Raw genomic sequence first — 22,952 nt, forward strand, 5'->3', positions numbered from 1 at the left:
TCCCACTGATTAGCGGACGACGTGCGAAAAAATAGTCAGGGGGACAGTCGAGTCAGTTGGTGACGTCCAGACTGCCGGAGATGTCGCGGCTGCTGTCGGAGGGGTTACCGACAGCGACGGCAGCACTGTCCTCCGGGATGCTCACCGTGGCCTTAACGTTGTGCGTATCGCTGTCACTGACCGACGCGTAGTGGAACTTTTCGGTCGCCGTATCGACAAAGCCGATGTCAACGGAGTGTTGCGGCGAGTACTGGAGGTCGAACTCGTAGTACGCGCCCTCGACGATGGCCGGAGACTCCACGCCGTCGAAAGCGCCAGGCGGCATGCCATCGAAATCGGTTCCGACTGGCCACGACGCCTCTGTCGTCACGTCGTCGCTGACCTGCTCGATGGTAGCGGAGTCGAGCTTCTCTGTTTCGATCTCGCTTGCGGGGATTTTCTCGGCGTCGCTCTCGGCCGCGGTCCCGACACCGCTGGCCAGCGCACCGACACCAACCGTGGTTATCGCACTCTTCCGCACGAACGACCGCCGTGTCTGTTTTGACATGGCATTCATTTTGTTAGCAGACTAACTATTAAAATTTTCTACTAGAGAAATAACAAAATTTAATAAAAATATTTCTAGATTAATTTAATCGGGGCGAGTTACCCGTCGCTACTCGCCGTCGTCAACCTCGGTGACGTTCCACTCGTCTCCGACGGTATCGGTGTTAGTGGCCTCAACGAGGACGACGGACTCGATTTCGACGGTTTCGTCGTACAGGTCGACGACGGCTGCGGTATCGGGGTTCTCGCCCGGTGCCGAAGCGTCCAAGTGAACCCGTCCGTCGGGGGTAACGCCGTGGACTTCGAGCGCGAGTTCGTCGGCGTCACCGAATCTGGAACGGAGTTCGTCTATCGCCTCCCCGTCGTTCGAGACGAGCGTGCGAACCGTCTCGCGCTCGTCGGGGGTCAGCTTACCGTCTTCATCGACTATCTCGACGCCGTCGTGCTGTACTTTCGCGTCTGTCCGAGCGTCTGTCCCCACGTCCGCGGCGACGACGGACCCGGCAACGAGGGCCATCGTGACCGCAAACACGGAGAGCATCAGGGCATTGCGTTGCATGTGTAATCACTCGACGACGGTCCGAGCGAGACGACCGCGGCTTCCACCGGGGCCTCACCGGACCGCGACGGGTATACGTTGGGTGAAAGACCACATAGATTCCCGTTGGAAAAGAGCGCGAAACCGGTTCGAAACCCGCGTTTAGCGGTGTTTCACCTACAGAAGGACGATAACGTTCCCCATACCGCGTCGCTTCCGCTCGACGAGATTCTTACTCTCTAAGTTGTCCAGTGTCCGACTGACCGTCGCCTTCGAGAACTCGGTCTGCTCGACAATTTCGCTCTGCGGACGGACGCCCTCGGCTTCTAACACCGCCTCGTACACCTCGCGCTCGTTGTTTGCGAGTCGTTCGGCAGTCGCTTCCCACTCGTCGAGGCGGGCCTCCGCTGGTTCAGCGTCCGCGCGCGACATCACTGCTGCACCGCCCGCGGTAAAGGTAGAAGTCGGCCGCGTCGGCGGGGACCGCGATTCGGTGTCCACCTCCTCGTCAGTGGTCTCGGTCACCGTCCGGCGTTCCACGACTAAGTACGTCCCGCTGATACCGAGAAGAAACGCCGCACCTGCGAGGACGAGAACATCTTGATACGTGAACACGCCCGCTATCTCGGATATCTCGGTCGTGTTTCCGTCGATAGAGACCATCACCGGAGACGGATTGACGAGTTGAGTCGTGAGAACAAACGACGAGACGACGGCGACGACTGCCGCAAGTAGGCGTCGCCTTCGGAACGTTCGCAAGTCCATATCGAACCGTCAGTCGTTAAACGTTATAATATCCGCTATCCTTTAGAGTGAAAAAGAAACGAAACGCGTTGCAAACCCGTTTCGAACCGGTTTCACCGGAAACGCATATCTGGCCTTTCACACAATGTAGAGCTATGATTGATACAAGCCAACTCCCGGTCGTCGTGGGGTTGGCAGTTCTCGGCGTCGGACTCGCGGGACTCGGAACCGCAATCGGCGTTCCCAGTCCGACCGCGGACGGTCCCGCCTCCGAGTTCGCGTTCGAGGGTCAAAACCTCACCTACTCCGACGGTGAGACGGAGGTGGAGATAGTCAACGGTACGTCTCGGGTCGAGACCGTCGAGTTCGAGTATACCACGGACGGGGTCGAGGTGGCAGTAGACGAGCAGCGTCCGCTCTCGGAGTCCGAGCGCAATCGGGCGCGGGAGATCGCACTCGAAAACGAAACCGTCCGGCAACGCCTCGACGACCTCGGTGACGGCGAGTACGTGACCACTGTTGACCCGGTTCGGAAGGTGAGCGCGACTGCGAGCGTGAGCGTCAACGACGCGACGCCCGCCAACGAAACGGTCAAAACCGACGGGAACGTGACGGCCTTCACTGTCAGCTACGACGAGAAAAGCGACGCCGTGGTCGCCGACCGGGTGGAACCGTCGTACGTCCCCGACGAGGCGTCCGTTCAGTTCGAGTACCCCGACGGTCGAAGCCTCTCGGTCGTCGTCGATATCGACTCCGAAACCGTGAAACACGTCTTCGCTTGAACTCCGACGAAGAGGCCCGTCCCGACTATCCCGACAGCAGTTGCGGCCCGAACACCATCAGGAGGAGACTCGCCAGCATCACCAGTCCGACAGTCGTCGTGACCATCGTCGCCAACTGATGGCGCTGGTTCGTCGGAAGCCGCGAGACGATTGCCTCGGTGCTCGTCCGGAGCATGTGTCCGCCGTCGAGCGGGAACGCCGGGATACAGTTGAAGAAACCGAGGTTGAGGTTCACCCATCCGGTCCAGAACAGCAGGTTCGCCAGCAGGAACAGGCCCCACTCACCGAGGAACGAGAGCGGTCCGCCCGCCACGGTGTAGAAGCCGCTGTTCCACGCGACGAAGCCAGCGAAGTTGTACGTCGAACCGAGCGAGATGGTGGCGAACGGGAGCAGCAAGACACCGAGGACGCCCGAGAGGAACGAGACGATGGGACCGCCCACGCCACCGATGAGGCTCCCGAACTCGCCGCCTAACAGGTCGAGGAACTGCTCGGCGGGATAGAGTTGGACGCCGAAGCTACTGAACGTCAGTCCGCTGTATCCCGGCGTCGAGAGGACGCCGACGACGGGACTGCCGTCGTTGCCTTCGCCGAGCGTGACCTCGTACTCCTCGCGCTGGTTGTACTCGCCGGGGTCACTCTCGGCGTAGGCGGTCACGGTGATATTGTCGCCGACCTCGTAGTCCTCGGTCGTCGCGCTCAGGTCCGAAGCGTTGAGGATGCGCTCGCTGTCGATGGCCGTGATAACCACGGTGCTGTCGGCGGGCATCCCGTCGCTCGCACCGGGACCGTCGGACTTGACGGTCGCCAGCACGCCGACCGGCCCGGTGGCGGTCTCACCGCTCTCGGTCCGAAGCGTGACGACGGGGGTGTCCTCGACGGCCGAGCGGAACTCGCTCTCGGTGTGGACCGTCGTCCCGTTGATTTCGGTCACGGTCGTGGTGTTGTCCCGTTGCACCGAAATCGCGGACGCAAAGGGCGAGTCGGGGTGGACGCCCGTGACCAGAAGCGACTGGCGGAGTTCCTTCTGGCCGCCGTCCGCGAGCGTGACCGTCACCGTCCGGTCGTCCGTGCGCGAGAGCACTGTCTGTAAGTCGTCGTTGCCCTCGACGGCGTTTCCGTTCACCGCGACGATGCGGTCGCCCTCGCCGATGTCGGCGCGGTCGGCGGCCGACCCGTCGAACGACCCCCCGATGGTCGCGCCCGGCGCGACCGCGACCGACCCGACGACCGGTCCGAACAGCAGGAGGAAGGCGACGACTGTGACCGCGAAGTTGTTGGTGACGCCCGCCGCGAACATCCGGCTCTGGCTCCCGCGGTTGGCGTTCTGGCGACTCTCCTCGTCGGGTTCGACGAACGCGCCGATGGGGAGAATAGCGAGCGTCGCCAGCCCCATCGAGCGAATCTCGATGTCTTCGACCCGACACATCAGCCCGTGGCCGCCCTCGTGGACGACGAGTCCAACGAGCAGGCCGAACAGGATTTCGGGCGCGACCGACAGCGGGAGGAACTGGTTGACGCCCGGAATCACGAGAACGTTCTGCGGTTCTGTCGCCGCGGTAGCGGGCGGCGGATTCCGGACGATTACGACCGCCTGCACGACGAGCAGGAGGAACGACCCGAGCATCACGACCAGCGCGATGCCGAGACCGAAGTTCCCCCACGCCCGCCAGAGTCGCTTCGGGGTGGCGAGCCAGTCGAGAAACTTCTTGCCGCGCTGGGTGTGAATCGTCAGAATCGGCCCCTGCGTCCCGATGTACGACGGCAAAAGCCCTTTCGAGCCGAGCAACAGCACTCCGAGCCAGTAGAGGGCAACTCCGACGACTACCCACACGAGCGTGTTCATCGCGTGAAAGAAAGGACGCGCCGGTCAAAGGCGTTTGGGAACGGCGTGACTCGACCGGGAACGAACCGTCGCTACTCCGCGGTCTGCCAGTCTTCTTCGAGTTCTTGCTGTTCGCTCCCCGACTTTCGGCGCTGGCGGAGCTTTCGGGCCGCGGCGACGCCTGCCGCAGTTCCCCCGAGAACGACGAGTCGGCGACCGTACTTCCGGACGCGACTCTTGCCGCCCGACTCGGCCTGCTCGTCGGTCTGCTCGTCGGTCTCGACCTCCATCGACTCGGCGACCTCCTCGGGGTCTACCTCGGTCTCGCTTGCTCGCAGTTGGTTCTCTTCGACCGATTCGACGCGCTTCAACGCGGGCTTCTCCAGATTGAGTTCGATTATCGCCATACTAACACCTTGGGTCGGTGCGGGCTTAACGTTGCCGCCCGACTCGCTGACGAAAGAAAGGGGAGCTAGCCACTTTGTTATGGTGGCCCTGAAGCGCGGTAAGGTCGCCCTACGACTCGCGTCGGAGGCGCGCCAGCACGAACTCCTCGTCGAGTTTGGCGAGGAACGGGCCGAGTTTCGGTCCCTCCTCGTCGTCGAAGAAGAGGCGATAGCCGACCGAAAAGAAGTCGCCGATATCGATGTCGTGGCGCTTGGCCGTCTCGTAAATCTCGCCCTGAATCTCGTCGGGTTCGTCGTGGTCCGCCACGAAGTCCGCGAGGTCGTCCAGCGCGGCCTCGGTCTCGGCGTCCAACTCCACGGCGGGCATCTCGGCGCGCTTGAGTTCGTAGTCGAACTCGTTTTGGGTTCTGCGCGCCCACTCGCGGGCGCGGACGACCCGCGAGAGCGCGAACTCCGTGACCCACTCGGGCGCGTCGTCGGGAACGTGGCCCTCTCGCCGAGCGATTTCCTCCCGGAGGTCGGGGTCGTCGGTCATCCCGAGGACCGCCGCGAAGGTGTAGGGCAGGCGGACGCGCTCGCCGAACTCGTCGTCCGCGAGCGCGTCGAGTTGCGCGCGCCGGTCGTCGTCGGTGGCGGGCACGCTCTTGGCATCAGGGGCCGAGAGCGGTTCGCCGTCGGCGTCGAACCGGGCCGCGAGCGTCGGCCGAATCGTCGGCGGATAGGCGGCGGCCGCGATGTCCGCGGCCTTCTCGTCGGCGTCGGTCGTCTCGGCGTCCGCGTCGCGGTCCTCGCCGTAGTAGGTACGCTCGAACGCGTCGAAGTCGTCCACGAGGTAGTCGAAGTGTTCGACGCTGAAGTCCCGTGCCTTGCTCGGGTCCTTCGTGAAGAAGTACCGGAGAACTTCGGGTTCGATCATCTCCAGCACGTCTTGGACCATGACAACGTGGCCCGACGACGAGGAGAACGCCTCGCCGTCGAGGGTGAACCACTCGTAGGCCATCGGCACCGGGGGTTCGATGTCCAGCACGTTTCGGGCCACGTCGGACCCGCTGGGCCACGAGCCTTCGGCGTGGTCCTTGCCGAACGGTTCGTGGTCCACGCCCAGCACCTGCCACTGGCCGGGCCACTCGAAGCGCCACGGGAGTTTCCCCTCGCGGAACGTCGCAGTGCCCTCGTGGCCACAGCCCTCGATGGTCTGGTCGCCCGCCTCCATGTCGGTACAGACGTACTCGACGGTTCCCTCGTCGATGTTCGCCTCGGTGACGGTCTCGGTTATCTTGCCACACTCCTCGCAGATGGGGTTGAACGGAACGTACTCCTCGTCCACCTTGTCCTGATAGTGCGAGAGGACTTCGCGGGCTTGCTCCTGATTGTCAAGGAGATAGCGGGTCAGGTCCTCGAACTCGCCGTCCTCGTAGAGTTCGGTGTTCGAGACCATCTCGACGGGGATGCCGAGCAGTTCGGCGCTGCGCTCGATGAGGTTCGAGAAGTGTTCGCCGTAGGAGTCACAGCACTCGAAGGGGTCGGGAATCTCGGTGTAGGGCTTGCCGAGGTTGCGCCCGAGCGCCCCGGCGTTCACGTCGCCCAACTCCACGATGTTGCCGTCCAAGTCGGCCAGCTTTCGAGGGAGCTTTCGGAGCGGGTCGCGGTCGTCGGCGGTGAACACCTGCCGGACCTCGTAGCCCCGACTGCGGAGGGCCTCGGCGACGAAGTAACCCCGGACGATTTCGTTCATGTTTCCGAGGTGGGGCACCCCGGAGGGCGAGATGCCGCCCTTGATGACGATGGGTTCCTCTGGGTCGCGGTCGAGAATCTTTTCGGCGACCGACTCGGCCCAGAAGGCGTGTGGCTGGGGACCTTGGAGGACGTAGGGGTCGTCGTCGGCGTGCATCTCGCGTACGGCGTCCCCGTCGGTGGCTGACTCGTCGCTCATCGCTCGTCTCGGGCCCAGTAGGTCATCTGGTCGTCCGCGCCCTCGGGCACGATGTCGGTGCCCTCGTGTTCGCCGAACCGGACCGCGTCGGCGATGCGCTCGGGTTCGGTGCCGTCGAGGACGATGGTGCGCACGCCCGACCGCTCGATGAGTTTCGCCGCGAGCAGGTCCACCGGGGCGGAGCTTCCGGCGTTCATCTCCAGTCCCGCGATGACATCCACGAGTTCGCCCGCAGTGAGTTCGTCAAACTTCCGGGCGTCGTCGGTCTCGTTGGGGTCGTCGCTGAAAACGCCGGGAACGCTGGTCGCGTAGACGAGCAGGTCGGCGTTGGTGTACTCCGCGAGCGCCGCGCTCACGGCGTCGGTGGTCTGGCCCGGCGTGACCCCACCCATCACGGCGATGTCGCCCCGATGCATCGCGGCCCCCGCGGACTCATAGTCCTCGGGCGGACTCGGCGCGGCCTGTTCGGAGAGCGCCGCGATGAGCAGGCGCGCGTTCAGTCGCGTCACGTCGATGCCGATGTCGTCGAGTTCTATCTCGTTGGCTCCCAACTCGCGCGCACTGGCGATGTACTCGCGGGCGACGCCGCCACCGCCGACAACGGTTCCGACGGTACAGCCTTCGGCGGCGAGGTCCTCGATTACGTCGGCGTGAGCGCGCACTCGTTCGGAACCGAGGTCCGGCGCGAGTACGCTCCCACCGATGGAGACGACTACTTTCATTCTGTCGCGGAATAACCCGGACGCGGCCTTAAGGATTGCCAACTGTCGGGAGCGACTGCTCCGCGTTTCGTCACTGTCCGGCGTTCCGGAGAAACCACCGAAGGCTACAAGCGCGCGCCGGTGCAAAATCGCGGTATGCACGTACTGAGCGTCGTCGGTCCCGAGGCGGCCGCACGCGCCGTCGCAGACCGACTCGCGGACGGACTCGGCGAGACCGACCGGGTCGCGGAGATTTGCCGGACCGAAACCGACGCCGAGCGCCGCGACGACCCCGCGGACGCGACGTACGAACTCGACTCCGAGGGGTGGACGGCCGCCGGGCGTGACCGGTCGCTGTCGGACTTGCTCGCGGACCTCGCGCCCGACTACGACTACGCGCTCCTCGTCGGGTTCCCCGAGGCCGACGTGCCCCGAGTGGTGGTCGAAAGCGAGCGTAGCGACGACGATGCGCCGGGGGAGACCATCGTGCGCGCCGACGCGACAGAGGAAATCGACCTCGCCGAGGTCCGGGCGCAACTCGACGACACGGAACCCTACGAGACGCTCGACTCGCTGGTCGCCGAGGTCAAGCGGTCAGACGACGCGTCCTATTCGGGTGCCATCGCCACGTTTACAGGGCGAGTTCGGGCGAAAGAGAGCGAGGACGACGACCCGACCGAGTACCTCGAATTCGAGAAGTACGAGAGGGTAGCCGACGAGCGGATGGCCGCCATCAGCGCCGAACTGGAAGAGCGCGAGGGCGTCCTCGACGTGGTGATGCACCACCGCACCGGCCTCATCGAGTACGGGGAGGACATCGTGTTCGTCGTCGTGCTGGCGGGCCACCGCGAGGAGGCGTTTCGAACGGTCGAGGACGGCATCGACCGCCTCAAAGACGAAGTGCCGATATTCAAGAAGGAGGTCACGACCGACGAGCAGTTCTGGGTTCACGAGCAGTCCTGACGCCCGTCTCCGGCGCGTCGGGGTTGCACCGACGCCACTTTTGCGGACCAATGTCAGTCGCTCGCATGACTTTTTAGACGCAATCTATGAATAGAGAAACAAAGACTTAGAGGTCGCTTTGAACGATAAAAACTTCGTAGAAAACGTCGTAAAACGTCTTTTTCACCCGATTTTCTGCCCTCGTGTTGATTTTATGACCGAAACGGTCGGAAAACGACACTAACCGTCTCCCCTTTATATCACCCTACGCCTCCTACGTGGAAATGACGATGAGCGCAACTACCCAGCCCTCCGACGCCCCGGAACCGCAGTCCAAGGAAAAGCGCCTCAAGCAGTTCCTCCGGAGCAAGGCCGACGACGGGGAGATGTACTTCAAGAGCAAGTTCATCGCGGACGAGGTCGGTCTCTCCGCGAAGGAAATCGGCGCGCTGATGGTCAACCTCAAGGACTCGGCGACCGACCTCGAAATCGAGAAGTGGTCGTACACGAGCGCGACCACATGGCGCGTCTGCTCGGCGTAACCGCCGGTCCCGTCAGAACCGAATCGTTGCGTGCGCCGTCCGATTGTCCCCATTCGGACGCGACCATCCCTCTTCCGTGGGACCTCCCCCACGAGTTCCTGTTTCCGACTGCCCCGATAGCCGTCGCTCCGGACTCGTCGCGGTACGACGAGTCACGAACCACGCCGTTTTTCTCGCGCGACCTCGTTATCTCCGGGCATGAAGCGGCGTGCGTACCTGCGGTCGCTGACGGCGGCGGCAGGCACGGTCGGGGTCGGTGGCTGTCTGCGAACCTCCGGGAGCGACCCGACCACCACCACCGAAGAGCCGCAGTTCCGCATCGAGACCGTGACGATGAAACTGGAGGTTCCGTGGGGTGTTGGCGTCGCGCCTGACGGCGACTTCTTCGTCACCGAGCGTCCCGGCCGCATCCAGCGCGTCGCCCGCGACACCGACCGCAAGGAACAGGTCGCCGACCTCACCGACACGGTGGCGGCCCGCGGCGAGGGCGGCCTGCTCGGGTTCGCGCTCCATCCTGAGGACCCGGACCTCGCGTACACCTATCAGACCTACGACGGCGAGAACGGTCTCGCCAACCGCGTCATTCGCCATCGCGTCTCCGAGGAGTTCGCCCGCGAGTCGGTCGTCCTCGACGGGATTCCGGGTGCCTCCATCCACGACGGCGGCCGCATCGCGTTCGGTCCCGAAGGGAACCTCTTCGTCACGACGGGCGACGCCAGCGAGGGGTCGCTCGCACAGGACCGCGACTCACTTGCCGGGAAGGTACTCAGGCTGACGCCCGAGGGCGAACCTCATCCGGACAACCCCTTCGACAACGCCGTCTTCACCTACGGCCACCGAAACCCGCAGGGGCTGGCGTGGCGCGACGGAACCCTCTACGCCACGGAACACGGGCCGTCCACCGACGACGAAATAAACGTCCTCCGCGCGCGGAACAACTACGGCTGGCCGGACGCGAAGGGACCGAGCGACGACGACGAGTTCACCGACCCCGTCGCGTCCTACACGCCGACCGTCGCGCCCGGAAGCGCAACCTTCTACGACGGTCCGGTCGAGGACTGGCGGGGAGACTTCTTCTTTGGCACGCTCGCGGGAACGCACCTCCGGCGTGTGCGAATCGACGACGGCGGGGAAGTCGTCGAACAGGAACGACTGCTCGATGGAGAGTACGGCCGTCTTCGGACCGTATTCACTGGACCGGACGACCACCTCTACGTCACGACCAGTAACGACGACGGTCGGGGGACGCCCGCACCCCAAGACGACCGCGTACTCCGAATTCAGCCGGTCTGAGTTCCGTCCTCCTGGCGTTCTTCGTTTGGTATGCTCGCCGTCGTGCTACACGTCACGGACGATAGCAGTGCCCACTTCGAGCACGAACAGCAGCACACAGACCGCCAGTCCCGCGAGCGTCAGGAGTTCGGGGAGCTTCATCCACGCCGGGAAGACGAACGCGGCGTAGGCCTCCACCTGCTTGAGCGAGCTTTCGACCGAGTTGACATCGCTGTGGCGACTGCCGAGTTCGGTTCCGGGGACCGTCTCGTGGTCCTCTTCGGGCACCGAGAGTCGGTCGGCGGTGTAGGGCATCTGGACGCCTTCGTACGTCCAGACGACCTCGCTGCGTTCGTTTATTTCCACGACGCGGTTGTTGAAGGTGTCCACGATGAGCGTGTTGCCGTTCGGGAGACGGTCGGCGTCGCGGGGCCAGTGGAGCAGGCCTCGGCCGCCGTACTGCCAAAGGACTTCGTCGGTCGTCGCGTTCAGTTCGACCACGCGGTCGTTTCCGCTGTCGGCGACCAGCACCGTTCCGTTTCGTAGCTTATAGGGGTTGTGCTGGTGGTCGAGAGTGTCCGTTTCGCCGGGTTCGCCGACGACGTTCGTGATATTCTTCGTCTCAGGGTCAACCTCGATTACTACGTCGAAGTTCCGGACCGAGAGCTGGAAGTTGCCGTTGTCCAACTTGTCGATGTCGTTCATGTGGGTCCAGTCGGCCTCGCCGCCGGGGTCGTCGGGACCGCCGTACTCCTCGTGAAACTTGGTGCCCTCCGAGAGGTGGTTTTCGGCCTGCCACTCCCAGACGATTCCGCCGGACTGGTTCACCGTGAACGCCCGGTCGTTGCCCATATCCACGATGGCGGTGTTACCGTTGTCGAGTCGGTCCACGTCGTGGACCTCGTGGTGGGTGATGTACTCGTCGTACCACGAGTGTTCCCAAACGACTTCTTTGGTCTCGTAGTCGAGTTCGAGGACCTTCGACTCGATGCACTGGTCGGACGCGACGACGAGTTGGTCGTCCGGGCAGTCCTCGGGCGAAAGCTTGGTCGTCACGCCCACCAGGAAGTTGCCGTTGTCCAACTGTTCACCGTCGAACACCCGCGAGTTCGGCGGGTCGTACTTCCAGACGACCTCGTTGTCCTCGTTCACTTCGAGTAGTTTACCGTCGAGACCGTAGCTCTGGACGCTGATGAGCGTGTGGCCTTCGTACGGCCCGTCGGCCGCCGAGGTCGCCGACACGCCCTGATTCGCGGCCAACCCCTGCGCGCCGAGCGCCAGTCCTAGCAGAAGTGCGACCCACGCGAGATAGCGCATCCGACGACGTCGCTTCATGCTTTCTACTGTCCACTCGCCGGATTAAGCGTTGCCGGTCTGTGACGACGGACACACCGCAGTCGAGTCCCGTCAAGCACGTCTGATTGAATCGGTCCAGTCGAACCGGTCCCGTCTCGACACCGACAGAAGAGAAAAGTACCATGACATCATATACCAAGATATGGGCGTTTGGGGTTGGGTCGTCCTCTACGTACTCCTCTTCTCGCTCGTCCAGTTGCTCATCTACCGATATCTTCGCAGCGACGAGGACGCACCGCTGTTTCGCTCGACGCCGACGAACCGCGAGTCGATATCCATCGAGGATGTCCGGGACTTCGAGGACCGACAGCGAAGCGACGACCCCTCGGTCGTCGTCTGCCCGCGGTGCGGCGCGGAGAACGACACCGGCTACACCTACTGCCGGAACTGCGTGAGTCCGATGGCGGCGCCGTAACTCCTAACGACAGTCCTTTCTCGGTGGCACACCTCGACACATTTCGAATGCCACGCGCCGTCGCCATCAACGTCGGAGCCAACACGAACGCGCCGGGCGTCCGCGGACCCATCTACCCCGACGGCCGCTTCGAGTTCGTTCCGATTCCCGAGGACGCACCGACCGACCGCGCTGTCCCGACGTACGCCGAACTCACCCTCGACACTGAACTGCCCGAGGGGACCGCCGACACACCGGTCCACCTCGACCCGGAGTTCGCCGAGTACCCCGAGTGCGAGACCTACACCTACGGCGACCCCCACGGCGTGAAAGCCCGACCGCTCCTCGATTTGCGAGAAGGCGACTACGCGCTGTTCTACGCGACGCTGACGACCCGCGACGAACCTGAAAAGGAGTGGATTTCGCCCGACTGGGGCGCGTACCTCGTCGGGCAGTTCCGACTCGCGCGCGACCCGCTTTCCGGCGAGGAGTACGCTGACCTCCCCGCCGCGGAACGCCGACGCTTCCGGAACAACGCCCACGTCAAGCGCGAGGAGTTCGACGCCGCGGTCCTACTGGCGGGCGACGACGAGGACTCCGGTCTCTACGAGACGGCGGTCCCGCTGAGTTCGCCCGAGCAGGGTTCCGAGGCGAACCGCATCGTCACCGACCTATCGAGCGACTCCGGGAAGGGTCCGTGGTGGCGTCGCCCGATGGCGTTCGGCGAGGACGAGACTGCCGAACTGTTGGGACGAAACGATTCTCCGAGTTTGCGCTCGTGAGGGGGCAACTGAGTCGGCGTGTAGCGTTCAAATCGTAGAGTTCTGATCGGCAGTCAGATTCTAACGGAATCTGAGACGCTTCGCGTGTTCATCGTACCCTCGCGTCCTACATCCCTGGGGACAGTACCGTCGAGAACAACGAGATGCAGTGGACGCGTTCTGGGTGCATTGCGATACCGGTTCGACACGTCCCACCACCAACGCGTGAACTCGCCCCATTAATTCTAAAATCAGAGCCTCGAATACAATATGGGTGCAGTATGTTAAGCATTAAGAAATATATACGACGATACTTAATTTAGAAACGTTTAATATGCAGAGATAGTGATCTCGCGTTGATATCTGAGAAAAAAGATATCACCAGACGGAAGATGTTGCTGGCTGCGAGCGGCCTCGGTAGTACAATGGTTGGGTATCCCGTGGCAGCCGCGGGTGACACCGGGGATTCAGACGAGACGACGACCGAGGATGATGAGACTACCGAAGAAGAACTGAAGAAGAGTCTCGAGGAGATGGACCTGCATTTGGCAAGCCAAGCCGCTGGGGTCCAGTCCAACGCGGTAGATCAACCTTCGAACTCCGCCGATGACGCGAAAATATACGTTGGACAGAACAAAAACGCGAAGACGGCAACAGCCAAACCGTACGCGATTGAGAGTTTCGAGGAGTTCAAGAATCGAGAGGCTCCGGTGGGGTTCAGCCCGGATAACTCTCAGGGTTGGTCAAGCCCTTCGACGAACGTCGTTTCCACGTCGTCTGATAATAAAACATACGTCAAAAGAACAACTACCCTGAACTTTGACGGGATACCAAAGTTCGAGTTCGGTGTTGGGTTAGGAGTGAAGTTCAGTTTCGACTTCAAGGGCGTTTCAGCGAGTATTACGGTTGACCTCTATCTCGGTGCTGCCACGATCACCGTTTCCAGTTTCGGAATTGGAGTCGGTGTCACGGACAAGGGGCTTTGTCTCAAAGACTGGAGTACCAAATATTACGGCGTGAAGATGACCGGAAGCATCTGCGTGAGCGCCAGTCTCACGGAGTCTAGCCTTTCCATCGGTCTCTCGCCGAAGGTCTGTGCAAACCCGTGTCCGACGAAAGGATTTAATTGCCCGATTTGTAAAGGTGTGAGCCTCAACGGAATTTCGATTCCCGTCCCCTAATGCGATTCTGGTGAGCTGATTCAAGTCAGCGGCTCTTCCCACTTTTTCTTACAGAATGTAATAATCGAAACCGCAATCCCGTTGTTGAAACGCCAATTATAATCGCCCTACATTCTAATCCCATAAGATATTAGCATATAAGATTGCTAGCTTCTTTGTCGATAGATACTAACGGTGTCAAATCCTGCACCCACGTATGGTTGGCATAGGTGCGCTTATTATATACGCGCTGCTGCTCATACCTGCGATATACTACGGGAACCTGCTAGTGAAGAGTTGCAGGATATACTACAAACTGTACTTGGCAAACCATTACGACCGCGGAGAAATAATCGATGGCGAACCGGCAGCGATTGAAGGAACTGTTAGCGTAGACGAGTCTGCGTATGCGGCCGACTCCGTGGTTGAAAATACCGGCTCGAAGGTTGGGTCCTATCTCTGGCGGTCTACGTTTCCGACGATGCTAAACAGCATAGATCTCAAGAACAGAGAAGTAAAAGAACATACGGTCACAGACGAATCCGGGATGGAGTTTGGCGGATTCATCGTCGCCAAAGACGGCAAAAAGGTCCGCGTCGATTTGAGTTGGCTTCTCGACGTTCACGACGGTACTCGGTTGTCAGAGTTGACTATCTCCAGCACAAGAACCCCGCGTAAGTTCCGTCCACATCTCTGGAAATCACCGTTCGTTCACATTTCGGAGGCGAAGACGACGCGGACGGTAGAAGAGGTGAACGATATTATCAACGGGTACGACGACATTCCACCGAGCGAACACCATATCGAATCGAAGCCGATACGCGACGGTACAACTCTCGCGGTATGTGGCAACATTCGAATCGAGGACGGTTCACCTGTCATCTATGGGTCCGATTCGTTACCGCTGGCGATCTCGGATCAGGGGTTCGAGGGACTTCGTCGAAAGATTCTGTTCCGAATCGGAAAATACAGCTTTGTAACCTTCCTGTGGTTGGGAGTCGTTGCGACGATCTGGGTTTATTCCTGAGGTCAGTTTTCTCAGCGTAGTCTTGATGTTTTGTGGATTCACCGACAGTCGTCGTCTAGTTGCTGAGCGGTTTGCGGTGGGTGCGGTAGTCTTCGCGTTGGCGTGGGTTCAATCGACGTGCAGTCTCGTCGGCGTCGATTTTCCGAGGTACCCGATGAGCGTTTCCCATCGATTTAGTGGATCACTAGCTTTTGCCGAAAATCGGGCCGAGAAGGGTTGTGTGATGCGCCGACCGGGAGTTGAACCCGGGCTATGAGCTTGGGAAGCTCATGTCCTACCACTAGACCACCGGCGCGCGCTCGTTTCACTCGCTTGCGCCGCGCATCGACGGACTTCGTCCGCCTCAACACCGGCGCACTGCGCTCACTTCGTTCGCTCGTGCGCCGAGGCTCGAAAACGCGTCGCGTTTTCTCACCACCGGCGCGCGACGACTCCATTCATCTTTTCTCTTGCCCGCCACTTCAACGTAGCGCTTCAACCCCACCCACGACCGCGCGCGCCTGCCCATTCGTCCAGAAATATCGACCTGACACACGTCTTTTAGTCGTCGCCTTCGTAGTCGTCACCATGCTCGACCTGCGACTCTCGGAGTCGGAACTCGAAGCGCGCCGGGACCACCTCGTCCAGTTCATCCGCGACACGGCCGACGCCGCGGGCACCGACCGAGCGGTCCTCGGTCTCTCGGGGGGCATCGATAGCACGCTCACGGCCCATCTCGCTGTCGAGGCGCTCGGCGAGGACAATCTCCACGGTCTCGTGATGCCGGGCGAGGTCAGCAGCGAGGACAACATGAGCGACGCCGAGTGGGTCGCACAGGAGTTAGAAATCACCTACGACATCTTCGAGATAAACCCCATCGTGGACCAGTTTCTCGACACCTACTCGGAGGCGGAAGGCGACCAGTTGGCGGTCGGCAACGCCCGCGCCCGAACGCGGGCCGTCCTGAACTACCTCGTCGCCAACCACGAGAACGCGCTGGTACTTGGCACCGGCAACCGGAGCGAGGCGCTGGTGGGCTACTTCACGAAGTACGGCGACGGCGCGGTGGACTGCCACCCAATCGGGAACCTCTACAAACAGCAGGTCCGGCAACTCGCCGCGCACGTCGGTGTCCCCGACGAACTGGTCGAGAAACCACCGACAGCCGGTCTCTGGGCGGACCAGACCGACGAAGAGGAGTTGGGCATCGACTACGATAGCCTCGACGCCATCCTCGCGCTCCACGTTGACGGCCCGCTCTCTGTCGCGGCGACCGCCACCGAACTCGACGACGTGACCGAAGAACAGGTCCGAACAGTCGGAGAGATGTACGAACGGAGCGAGCACAAGCGTCGCGTGCCGCCGTCGCCCGACCCGCTCGACTGAGCGCGGTCCGTCCATTCCTGCCCTCCGTCACGGGGTTTATCAACGCTCGAACCGTAGCGAATCTCGAATGGGTTCGACCGACCCGCCCGAAGACGGTCCATCGCTGGAGCGCCTCAGCGCCGTATTTCGCGTCTACGAAGCCCACCGCGACGGCGACCGACTCGTGTACTACGGCGAACCGCTGGTCTCCCAAGAGCGCCTGCTCGAAGCGACGTGGCCGCTCTTCCGCGAACACGGCTACGAAGTGCAACTGACCACCGAAACCGGCGAGTACGTCCTCGTCGCCGAACCCACCGACAACAGCATCGACGGGATTCCGTGGACCAACGTCGCCCTGTTCGTGCTGACGGTCGTCTCGACGCTGTGGGCCGGGCGAGCGTGGTACCACATCGACCCGCAGACGCTCTCCCAGAATCCGCTGGCAATTCTGCAGGCATGGCCGTTCATGGCGGCGGTTCTCGGCGTCCTGGCCACACACGAACTCGGCCACTACGTCATGACGCGCTATCACGGCGTGGACGCGAGTCTTCCCTACTTCATCCCCATGCCGAGTCTCATCGGGACGATGGGCGCGGTTATCCGGATGAAAGGCCAGATGCCCGACCGGGAAGCGCTATTCGACATCGGCGTCGCCGGACCGCTGGCAGGCTTGGTGGCCACCATCGCCGTGACCGCCATCGGTCTCTCGCTCCCGCCCGAAACGGTTCCCCAGAGCGTGATGGCCAACCCGAACATGATCGAAATCGAGTTCGGCTATCCGCCGCTGCTCGAACTCATCGCCGCGATTCTGGGCGAACCGACGAGTTACGGGCCGGGCCAGTCGGTCAACCCGGTCGTCATCGGCGGGTGGGTCGGGATGTTCGTCACGTTCCTCAACCTCATCCCGGTTGGTCAACTCGACGGCGGCCACATCGTCCGGGCAATCGTGGGCGAACAACAGGAGCGAGTCGCCGCGCTCGTCCCGGTCGCGCTCTTCGGACTCGCGGCCTACGTCTTCTACATTGAGGAGGTCAGCAACGCCTCGGTGCTGTGGGTGTTCTGGGGCCTGCTGGCGACTTACGTCGCCTACGTCGGCCCGGCCAACCCCATCGACGAGGAGGGACTGGACGCCAAGCGGAAGGTCATCGGCGTCCTGACGTTCGTGCTGGGAATTCTCTGTTTCACGCCGGTTCCCATCGAGATAATTACGTGACCCCACGGGACCGTTGCACTAGTACCTTTCCGCGCACGGCGATAGAGAGATAGTCCGTCCAGCAGAGACAATCGCGGTTACTGCGAAGGGTTGCTATGTGAAACTACAGAGTCGCAACGATTTGGGGCATTCCGATCAACGTCTCGTTGCTGGTCTTTCTCCCCGTACTCGCGTGGCTCATCGGAATCGCCGCGGCCGTCGGCCTGTTCGTCAGCGTCACGGTCCACGAACTCGGCCACTCGTGGGCGGCCAGCCGATACGGTGGCGAGACCGAATCCATCACGCTCTGGATTCTCGGCGGTCTCCACAGTTCTGGCTATCAGTCGCGTGTGGAGAAACGCTTCGCTCCGCCTACTCGCCGCCGTGGGTGTACCCGCGGTCGGCCAACCGCTCGCCGTCCATCTCGACGCCCGATTCCGTCACTTCTCCAATCGTCGAAATCGGCGTCGGCGATTCGGAACGAATCGCCGACAGCTCGCGCTCGGGCACGGTGAACACTAACTCGAAATCCTCGCCGAAGAAGACCGACCGTTCCCGAACCTCGCCCTCATCGTCGGCCACCTCGCGGACCGCCTCGTCCACCGGGAGCGCGTCGAACTCGACGGCGAACCCGCAGTTGCTCGCCTCGGCGAGTTGGTGGAGCGACCGCGCGAGACCGTCGCTGGAGTCCATCATCGCGGTGGCGTCGGCGGCGATCGCGCGGCCCGCCCCGACTCGTGGCTCGAAGCGAAACAGGTCGTTGGCGCGGTCCATTTCTCCGTCCGCGAACAGTCGGAGCGCCGCGCCGGTGCGCCCGAGCGTCCCCGTGACGCAGACGATTTCGCCCGGACTCGCGCCCGAGCGACCCACCGGGTTGTCGGTCCGGCCAAGCGCCGTCGTCGCGGCGGTGAACTCCCGACTCTCGTCCAAGTCGCCGCCGACGTACTCCGCGCCGACCGCCTCGCACACGTCGCTCGCGCCCGCGACGAACTCTCCGAGGTCGCCCTCGGCGAACTCCGGGGCGGCGTAGACCGCGACGGCGGCGGTAGCCTCGGCACCCATCGCGGCCACGTCCGAGAGCGACGCGCCGACTGACCGCCAGCCAGCGGTGTACCGGGTGGTCCCGGCCGGGAAGTCGGTCGTCTCGTGGAGCATGTCGGTGGTGAGGACCTGTCCGTCCACGACGGCGGCGTCGTCGCCTGCGTGAGAGAGTCTATCGCCGAGAAACGACAGTGCGGCCCGCTCGTCCATGCCCGGTAGTTGTCGGGTGGGCGGGAAAGGTCTACGGTCTCGGAAGCGGGGACGGGGCGTCGGTGAACGGACAGTCGGGGTCGGACACGGGTCGAAGTCGAATCCACTGTGGGAACGTCTCACCAAGCCTATCGCCCGTCTCCGGTGGCTTCAAGCCGCGGCCGGTCGTCGGTCGGAGTCGATGGACGTAGACTTGGGAGACGCGCGCTCGATACTCGCCGGGGTCGGTGCTGGCGTCATCGTCCTGCTGGCGCTGTACGCCTTTGTCGGCGTGGAAGCCGTGCTGTCGGCGCTCTCGGGGGCCGACCCCGCTGTCGTCGCGCTCGTCAGCGTCGTGTCGGTCGGTTGGTTGTTCGCGTGGGGGATGGCGCTCCGGACCGTCCTCTCGGTCATCGCCGTCGAGGTGTCGGTCTGGCGGGCGTTTCTCCTCCTCTCCGGCGCGACGTTCGCCAACAATATCACACCGTTCGGGCAGGCGGGCGGCGAACCCTTTAGCGCCCTGCTCGTCTCGCGCTCGACCGACACCGAGTACGAGAACGGACTGGCGGCCGTCGCCAGCGTGGACACGCTCAACTTCGTCCCCTCCATCACGTTCGCGCTGTTGGGCGTCGGCTACTACGCCACGCGGTTCACCGTCGGCGACCGGATGGAGGTCGCGGCCGTCGCGCTCTTCGCGCTGGCGCTCGCGGTTCCGGCGGTCGCTTACTTCGGATGGCGAAATCGGTACCGCGTCTCGGACATCGCGGTTCGGACCGCGGTGTCGGTCGGCCGACTCGTCGGCCGGGTCGTCCCGCGACTCGACCCGCCCCGCGAGTCGCACGTCCGGGACCGCATCGACGGCTTTTTCGCCGCGCTGGAGCGCGTCGCTGGCGACCGCCACCAGTTGGCGCTCGCGCTCTCGTTCTCGGCGCTCGGCTGGCTTCTGCTCTCGGTGTCGCTGTGGCTCTCGCTGGGCGCGCTCGGCTACTGGGTCCCGCTCGCGGCCGCGCTGTTTATCGTCCCGCTCGGGAGCGTCGCCAGCATCACGCCGCTTCCGGGCGGACTCGGCGGCGTTGACGCCGTGTTGATTCTGCTCATCGTGCCCGTCACCGGCGTTGACGCCGGGACCGCGGCGGCCGCGGCGGTCCTCCACCGCGGAGCGACCTACCTGCTTCCGGTGTTGCTCGGCGGGAGCGCAACGGCGATGTTAGAGGCCGATAACGTCCAGCGGTCGGCCAGCGACTGATTCCGACAACTGCCGACATCGGGTTCCCACCAGTCCGTGAGCGACGACCTACCGACCGCCACGTTTTGGAACGATGCCTTTAAGCGCCGCGGACGGGAATCCGTGGGTATGACGACGCTCTACGACGTTCCCGCGGACGACCTCATCGACGCGGTCGCCGCAAAGCTGGAGGACCGAATCGAAGAACCCGACTGGGCCGAGTACGCCACGACCGGCGAGAGCCGCGAACTCCCGCCCGAGCAGGACGACTTCTGGTACCGACGCGCGGCCAGTCTGCTCCGAAAGGTCGCCACCGACGGTCCCGTCGGCGTCGAGCGCCTTTCGACCCAGTACGGCGACAAGAAGGGCGGCTCGAACCGCTATCAGGTCGCGCCCGAACACCGCACGGACGGGAGTCGGAACATCATCCGGACCATCCTCCAGCAGCTCGAAGGCGAAGACCTCATGGACACCGAGGGTAGCGCGGGCCGCATCGTGACCGGCGACGGTCGCAGTCTCCTCGACGACACCGCGGGCGAGGTCATGGAGGACCTCGACCGACCGGAACTCGAACGCTACGCCTAATCGACGAGCGCGAGGACACTTTTCGGCGCGTCACTGGCCGACCAAGTAGCGTCGCCGCTCCGTAATCATTTTTGGCCGCGGACCGTAACTACGAGATAACCATGAGCGAACAGCCCGACGACGAGCGACTCGAAGAACTGCGCAAGAAGAAGATGCAGGAGATGCAAGAGCAGGGCGACCAAGGCGAGGCCCAAGAGCAGGCCCAGCAACAGGCCGACGCTCAGAAACAGGCGATGCTCCGCAAGCACCTCACCGACGGCGCGCGCAAGCGCCTCAACTCCGTCCGGATGAGCAAGCCCGACTTCGCCGACCAAGTGGAGCGACAGGTTCTCGCGCTCGCCCAGAGCGGCCGGGTCAGCGGCAAGATAGACGAAGACAAGATGAAGGAACTGCTCCGCGAACTCAAGCCCGATTCGAAGAGCTTCAACATCCGGCGTCGGTGAGATGGACCTCGGGCTACTCTACAGCGGCGGGAAAGACTCGACGCTGGCCGCGCTCCTGCTCGAAGACTTCTACGACGTGACGCTCGTCACGGCCACGTTCGGCGTGGCCGACGCGTGGGACCACGCCCGCCGGACCGCCGAGGAACTCGGCTTCGAGTTCGAGACGGTCGATCTGGACCCCGACGTGGCTGAAGAGGCCGTCGGTCAGATGGTCGAAGACGGCTACCCACGCAACGGCATCCAGCAGGTTCACCTCCACGCGCTGGAGCGAGTCGCCGAGATGGAGTTCGACGCGGTTGCCGACGGCACGCGCCGCGACGACCGTGTGCCCTCCGTCTCGCGGGCGCAGGCCCAAAGCCTCGAAGACCGCCACGGCGTCAACTACATCGTCCCGCTCGCAGGATTCGGTCGGGGAGCGGTGGACTCGCTCGTAAACGAGACGCTTGAGGTGACGACCGGGCCGAGCGAACAGATTCCGAAGGCCGACTACGAGGACGAACTCCGCGACTTGCTGGCCGACGAACACGACGAAGACGCCGTAGCGGAGGTGTTCCCCGAACACACCCAGACCTACGTTCGAGGATTCGCGCGGGCCGACGGCGACGACGCCGCGGCCGATGAGACTCCGAGGGTCGAGTCCGGCACGCCCGACGCGAAGTAAAAGTTTCAAGCGCGCGCTCGCCCAACACTTCTCCATGTACGACCGCATCAAGGGCTTCCGCGACTTCTACCCCGGCGAGATGGGCGCGCGCCGCGAGATGTTCGACGCGCTCGAATCGACCGCACGCCAGTACGGCTTCCGGGAAGTCGGGACGCCCGCCCTCGAACGGACGCAGATGTACGTCGATAAGAGCGGCGAGGAAATTGTCGAAGAGCTGTACAGCTTCGAGGACCAAGGCGGCCGCGACGTGGCGATGACGCCGGAACTCACGCCCACGGTCGCCCGGATGGTCGTGGCGAAACAGCAGGAACTCAGCAAGCCCATCAAGTGGTTCTCGTCCCGACCGTTCTGGCGCTACGAGGAACCCCAAAGCGGGCGTAAACGCGAGTTCTACCAGACCAACGTGGACATCTTCGGGTCGTCCGCGCCCGAGTCGGACGCCGAACTGCTGGCGTGTGCGGCCGACGCGCTGACCGGTCTCGGTCTCACGAGCGACGACTTCGAGTTCCGGGTCAGCCACCGCGACATCCTCGGCGGCCTGCTCGAAGCGTTCGACGCCAACGTGGACACCGAGGCCGCGATTCGCGCCGTGGACAAAAACGAGAAGGTCGGCGACGACGAGTTCTACGGGCTGTTGAACGACGCCGGACTCTCCTACGACCAAGCCCGAGAGTTCGACGACCTGCTCGACACCCCCGAAGGGGAACTGGACGACCTCGTGGCGTTCGCCGGAACCGACCGCGTCGAGAACGCGGTCGGAAACCTGACCGACGTACTGGACGCCGCGGCGGACTTCGGCGCGCGCGACTACTGCACGCTCTCGCTGGACACCGCGCGCGGACTCGACTACTACACCGGCGTCGTCTTCGAGTGCTTCGACTCGACCGGCGACGTGAACCGCTCTATTTTCGGTGGCGGTCGCTACGACGACCTCATCGAGGGCTTCGGCGGGCAACCGACTCCAGCCGTCGGGTTCGCTGTTGGCGACGCGACGCTGACACTTCTCCTGCAACGCGCTGGCGTCTGGCCCGACGAGGAACTCGCTACCGACTACTACGTCCTACAGGTCGGCGACACCCGCGACGTTGCGGCCGACATCACCCGAGAACTCCGCGGTGAGGGCCACGTCGTCGAGACCGACGTGTCCGGCCGGAGCTTCGGCGCGCAACTCGACTACGCCGACTCCATCGGCGCGGCGACGGTCGTCATCGTCGGCGAGCAGGACCTCGCGGACGGGAACGTGACGATCAAGGACATGGACTCGGGCGAGCAGACGCAGGTGCCCGTCGAGGAGTTCCCGCCCGAAGACGTTTCGCGGCCGACCTACGAGGACTTCGAGTAG

General features: G+C 63.2%; 23 protein-coding genes, 1 tRNA gene and 2 pseudogenes. 16 read left to right on the plus strand and 10 right to left on the minus strand.

Going from position 1 to position 22,952, the window contains the following annotated elements; all coding sequences use genetic code 11:
• Nucleotides 1-52: 52 nt before the first annotated feature.
• From EP007_RS05070 to EP007_RS05080, 3 genes are all read right to left on the minus strand, one after another.
• Complete coding sequence (locus EP007_RS05070) at nucleotides 53-547, minus strand: hypothetical protein (protein WP_128476620.1); 495 nt, start codon at nucleotides 545-547, stop codon at nucleotides 53-55.
• Nucleotides 548-655: 108 nt separating this feature from the next.
• Nucleotides 656-1,105, minus strand: a complete 450-nt coding sequence (locus tag EP007_RS05075; RefSeq protein ID WP_128476621.1) for a hypothetical protein — start codon at nucleotides 1,103-1,105, stop codon at nucleotides 656-658.
• Nucleotides 1,106-1,261: 156 nt separating this feature from the next.
• On the minus strand, nucleotides 1,262-1,849 hold the full coding sequence (locus tag EP007_RS05080) for a helix-turn-helix transcriptional regulator (protein ID WP_128476622.1): 588 nt from the start codon (nucleotides 1,847-1,849) through the stop codon (nucleotides 1,262-1,264).
• Between the two features lie 134 nt (nucleotides 1,850-1,983).
• Here EP007_RS05080 and EP007_RS05085 point away from each other — a divergent pair, with 134 nt between their 5' ends.
• On the plus strand, nucleotides 1,984-2,610 hold the full coding sequence (locus EP007_RS05085; RefSeq protein ID WP_128476623.1) for a hypothetical protein: 627 nt from the start codon (nucleotides 1,984-1,986) through the stop codon (nucleotides 2,608-2,610).
• 25 nt (nucleotides 2,611-2,635) lie between these two features.
• Here EP007_RS05085 and EP007_RS05090 read toward each other — a convergent pair whose 3' ends face one another.
• The 4 genes from EP007_RS05090 to pyrH form a co-directional block, all read right to left on the minus strand.
• Nucleotides 2,636-4,456 carry a site-2 protease family protein gene (locus EP007_RS05090; RefSeq protein WP_128476624.1) on the minus strand — a complete coding sequence of 607 codons (1,821 nt, stop codon included), beginning with the start codon at nucleotides 4,454-4,456 and terminating at the stop codon, nucleotides 2,636-2,638.
• 71 nt (nucleotides 4,457-4,527) lie between these two features.
• Complete coding sequence (locus EP007_RS05095; protein WP_128476625.1) at nucleotides 4,528-4,842, minus strand: hypothetical protein; 315 nt, start codon at nucleotides 4,840-4,842, stop codon at nucleotides 4,528-4,530.
• Nucleotides 4,843-4,951: 109 nt separating this feature from the next.
• Complete coding sequence (gene lysS / locus EP007_RS05100; RefSeq protein ID WP_128476626.1) at nucleotides 4,952-6,775, minus strand: lysine--tRNA ligase; 1,824 nt, start codon at nucleotides 6,773-6,775, stop codon at nucleotides 4,952-4,954.
• Entirely contained in the window at nucleotides 6,772-7,497 is a 726-nt protein-coding gene (gene pyrH, locus EP007_RS05105) for a UMP kinase (protein ID WP_128476627.1), read from the minus strand. Before pyrH ends, lysS begins: the two co-directional genes overlap by 4 nt.
• 135 nt (nucleotides 7,498-7,632) lie before the next feature.
• On the opposite strand from pyrH, the gene EP007_RS05110 reads away from it, so the two are divergent.
• From EP007_RS05110 to EP007_RS05120, 3 genes are all read left to right on the plus strand, one after another.
• The gene (locus EP007_RS05110; protein WP_128476628.1) at nucleotides 7,633-8,439 is read left to right on the plus strand and encodes a molybdopterin synthase; all 807 of its coding nucleotides are present in this window, start codon (nucleotides 7,633-7,635) and stop codon (nucleotides 8,437-8,439) included.
• A gap of 263 nt (nucleotides 8,440-8,702) precedes the next feature.
• Nucleotides 8,703-8,960, plus strand: coding sequence for a DUF7123 family protein (locus tag EP007_RS05115; protein ID WP_128476629.1), 258 nt, complete (start codon nucleotides 8,703-8,705; stop codon nucleotides 8,958-8,960).
• A 198-nt stretch (nucleotides 8,961-9,158) separates the two neighbouring features.
• The gene (locus EP007_RS05120) at nucleotides 9,159-10,253 is read left to right on the plus strand and encodes a PQQ-dependent sugar dehydrogenase (RefSeq protein ID WP_128476630.1); all 1,095 of its coding nucleotides are present in this window, start codon (nucleotides 9,159-9,161) and stop codon (nucleotides 10,251-10,253) included.
• A 45-nt stretch (nucleotides 10,254-10,298) separates the two neighbouring features.
• On the opposite strand, the gene EP007_RS05125 is transcribed toward EP007_RS05120, so the two are convergent.
• Complete coding sequence (locus EP007_RS05125) at nucleotides 10,299-11,567, minus strand: aryl-sulfate sulfotransferase (protein ID WP_128476631.1); 1,269 nt, start codon at nucleotides 11,565-11,567, stop codon at nucleotides 10,299-10,301.
• Nucleotides 11,568-11,730: 163 nt separating this feature from the next.
• On the opposite strand from EP007_RS05125, the gene EP007_RS05130 reads away from it, so the two are divergent.
• The 4 genes from EP007_RS05130 (at nucleotide 11,731) to EP007_RS05145 (ending at nucleotide 14,930) form a co-directional block, all read left to right on the plus strand.
• Nucleotides 11,731-12,003, plus strand: coding sequence for a DUF7577 domain-containing protein (locus tag EP007_RS05130; protein WP_128476632.1), 273 nt, complete (start codon nucleotides 11,731-11,733; stop codon nucleotides 12,001-12,003).
• A 47-nt stretch (nucleotides 12,004-12,050) separates the two neighbouring features.
• On the plus strand, nucleotides 12,051-12,764 hold the full coding sequence (locus tag EP007_RS05135) for an Nmad3 family putative nucleotide modification protein (RefSeq protein WP_128476633.1): 714 nt from the start codon (nucleotides 12,051-12,053) through the stop codon (nucleotides 12,762-12,764).
• 335 nt (nucleotides 12,765-13,099) lie between these two features.
• Nucleotides 13,100-13,924: a hypothetical protein gene (locus tag EP007_RS05140; protein WP_128476634.1), complete on the plus strand. Its 825-nt coding sequence runs from the start codon at nucleotides 13,100-13,102 to the stop codon at nucleotides 13,922-13,924.
• A gap of 196 nt (nucleotides 13,925-14,120) precedes the next feature.
• Nucleotides 14,121-14,930: a hypothetical protein gene (locus EP007_RS05145; RefSeq protein WP_128476635.1), complete on the plus strand. Its 810-nt coding sequence runs from the start codon at nucleotides 14,121-14,123 to the stop codon at nucleotides 14,928-14,930.
• 224 nt (nucleotides 14,931-15,154) lie between these two features.
• On the opposite strand, the gene EP007_RS05150 is transcribed toward EP007_RS05145, so the two are convergent.
• A tRNA-Gly gene (locus tag EP007_RS05150) sits at nucleotides 15,155-15,225 on the minus strand.
• A gap of 272 nt (nucleotides 15,226-15,497) precedes the next feature.
• On the opposite strand from EP007_RS05150, the gene EP007_RS05155 reads away from it, so the two are divergent.
• The 3 genes and pseudogenes from EP007_RS05155 to EP007_RS17875 form a co-directional block, all read left to right on the plus strand.
• Entirely contained in the window at nucleotides 15,498-16,295 is a 798-nt protein-coding gene (locus tag EP007_RS05155; RefSeq protein WP_128476636.1) for an NAD+ synthase, read from the plus strand.
• A gap of 67 nt (nucleotides 16,296-16,362) precedes the next feature.
• Complete coding sequence (locus EP007_RS05160) at nucleotides 16,363-17,487, plus strand: site-2 protease family protein (RefSeq protein ID WP_128476637.1); 1,125 nt, start codon at nucleotides 16,363-16,365, stop codon at nucleotides 17,485-17,487.
• A gap of 128 nt (nucleotides 17,488-17,615) precedes the next feature.
• Nucleotides 17,616-17,792: pseudogene (locus EP007_RS17875) on the plus strand (site-2 protease family protein); the annotation flags it as partial.
• Nucleotides 17,793-17,838: 46 nt separating this feature from the next.
• Here EP007_RS17875 and thiL read toward each other — a convergent pair.
• Nucleotides 17,839-18,717: a thiamine-phosphate kinase gene (gene thiL, locus EP007_RS05170; RefSeq protein WP_128476638.1), complete on the minus strand. Its 879-nt coding sequence runs from the start codon at nucleotides 18,715-18,717 to the stop codon at nucleotides 17,839-17,841.
• A 181-nt stretch (nucleotides 18,718-18,898) separates the two neighbouring features.
• Here thiL and EP007_RS05175 point away from each other — a divergent pair, with 181 nt between their 5' ends.
• The 5 genes and pseudogenes from EP007_RS05175 to hisS all read left to right on the plus strand — a co-directional run bounded on the left by EP007_RS05175 (nucleotide 18,899) and on the right by hisS (nucleotide 22,952).
• Complete coding sequence (locus EP007_RS05175; protein WP_128476639.1) at nucleotides 18,899-19,942, plus strand: flippase-like domain-containing protein; 1,044 nt, start codon at nucleotides 18,899-18,901, stop codon at nucleotides 19,940-19,942.
• 108 nt (nucleotides 19,943-20,050) lie between these two features.
• Nucleotides 20,051-20,506 (plus strand): 30S ribosomal protein S19e, encoded by a 456-nt coding sequence (locus tag EP007_RS05180; protein WP_128476640.1) that lies wholly within the window; start codon nucleotides 20,051-20,053, stop codon nucleotides 20,504-20,506.
• Between the two features lie 101 nt (nucleotides 20,507-20,607).
• Entirely contained in the window at nucleotides 20,608-20,949 is a 342-nt protein-coding gene (locus EP007_RS05185; RefSeq protein WP_128476641.1) for a DNA-binding protein, read from the plus strand.
• A gap of 1 nt (nucleotide 20,950) precedes the next feature.
• Nucleotides 20,951-21,532, plus strand: a pseudogene (locus EP007_RS05190) (DUF7411 family protein); the annotation flags it as partial.
• A 112-nt stretch (nucleotides 21,533-21,644) separates the two neighbouring features.
• Nucleotides 21,645-22,952: a histidine--tRNA ligase gene (gene hisS / locus EP007_RS05195; protein WP_128476643.1), complete on the plus strand. Its 1,308-nt coding sequence runs from the start codon at nucleotides 21,645-21,647 to the stop codon at nucleotides 22,950-22,952.

Source organism: Halorussus pelagicus, assembly GCF_004087835.1.
GTDB classification, from domain to species: domain Archaea; phylum Halobacteriota; class Halobacteria; order Halobacteriales; family Haladaptataceae; genus Halorussus; species Halorussus pelagicus.

Coding starts and splice junctions, on each gene's coding strand:
- EP007_RS05070 (WP_128476620.1), bottom strand. CDS start 547: ATGTCAAAACAGACACGGCGGTCGTTCGTGCGGAAGAGTGCGATAACC.
- EP007_RS05075 (WP_128476621.1), bottom strand. CDS start 1,105: ATGCAACGCAATGCCCTGATGCTCTCCGTGTTTGCGGTCACGATGGCC.
- EP007_RS05080 (WP_128476622.1), bottom strand. CDS start 1,849: ATGGACTTGCGAACGTTCCGAAGGCGACGCCTACTTGCGGCAGTCGTC.
- EP007_RS05085 (WP_128476623.1), top strand. CDS start 1,984: ATGATTGATACAAGCCAACTCCCGGTCGTCGTGGGGTTGGCAGTTCTC.
- EP007_RS05090 (WP_128476624.1), bottom strand. CDS start 4,456: ATGAACACGCTCGTGTGGGTAGTCGTCGGAGTTGCCCTCTACTGGCTC.
- EP007_RS05095 (WP_128476625.1), bottom strand. CDS start 4,842: ATGGCGATAATCGAACTCAATCTGGAGAAGCCCGCGTTGAAGCGCGTC.
- lysS (WP_128476626.1), bottom strand. CDS start 6,775: ATGAGCGACGAGTCAGCCACCGACGGGGACGCCGTACGCGAGATGCAC.
- pyrH (WP_128476627.1), bottom strand. CDS start 7,497: ATGAAAGTAGTCGTCTCCATCGGTGGGAGCGTACTCGCGCCGGACCTC.
- EP007_RS05110 (WP_128476628.1), top strand. CDS start 7,633: ATGCACGTACTGAGCGTCGTCGGTCCCGAGGCGGCCGCACGCGCCGTC.
- EP007_RS05115 (WP_128476629.1), top strand. CDS start 8,703: ATGACGATGAGCGCAACTACCCAGCCCTCCGACGCCCCGGAACCGCAG.
- EP007_RS05120 (WP_128476630.1), top strand. CDS start 9,159: ATGAAGCGGCGTGCGTACCTGCGGTCGCTGACGGCGGCGGCAGGCACG.
- EP007_RS05125 (WP_128476631.1), bottom strand. CDS start 11,567: ATGAAGCGACGTCGTCGGATGCGCTATCTCGCGTGGGTCGCACTTCTG.
- EP007_RS05130 (WP_128476632.1), top strand. CDS start 11,731: ATGGGCGTTTGGGGTTGGGTCGTCCTCTACGTACTCCTCTTCTCGCTC.
- EP007_RS05135 (WP_128476633.1), top strand. CDS start 12,051: ATGCCACGCGCCGTCGCCATCAACGTCGGAGCCAACACGAACGCGCCG.
- EP007_RS05145 (WP_128476635.1), top strand. CDS start 14,121: ATGGTTGGCATAGGTGCGCTTATTATATACGCGCTGCTGCTCATACCT.
- EP007_RS05155 (WP_128476636.1), top strand. CDS start 15,498: ATGCTCGACCTGCGACTCTCGGAGTCGGAACTCGAAGCGCGCCGGGAC.
- EP007_RS05160 (WP_128476637.1), top strand. CDS start 16,363: ATGGGTTCGACCGACCCGCCCGAAGACGGTCCATCGCTGGAGCGCCTC.
- thiL (WP_128476638.1), bottom strand. CDS start 18,717: ATGGACGAGCGGGCCGCACTGTCGTTTCTCGGCGATAGACTCTCTCAC.
- EP007_RS05175 (WP_128476639.1), top strand. CDS start 18,899: ATGGACGTAGACTTGGGAGACGCGCGCTCGATACTCGCCGGGGTCGGT.
- EP007_RS05180 (WP_128476640.1), top strand. CDS start 20,051: ATGACGACGCTCTACGACGTTCCCGCGGACGACCTCATCGACGCGGTC.
- EP007_RS05185 (WP_128476641.1), top strand. CDS start 20,608: ATGAGCGAACAGCCCGACGACGAGCGACTCGAAGAACTGCGCAAGAAG.
- hisS (WP_128476643.1), top strand. CDS start 21,645: ATGTACGACCGCATCAAGGGCTTCCGCGACTTCTACCCCGGCGAGATG.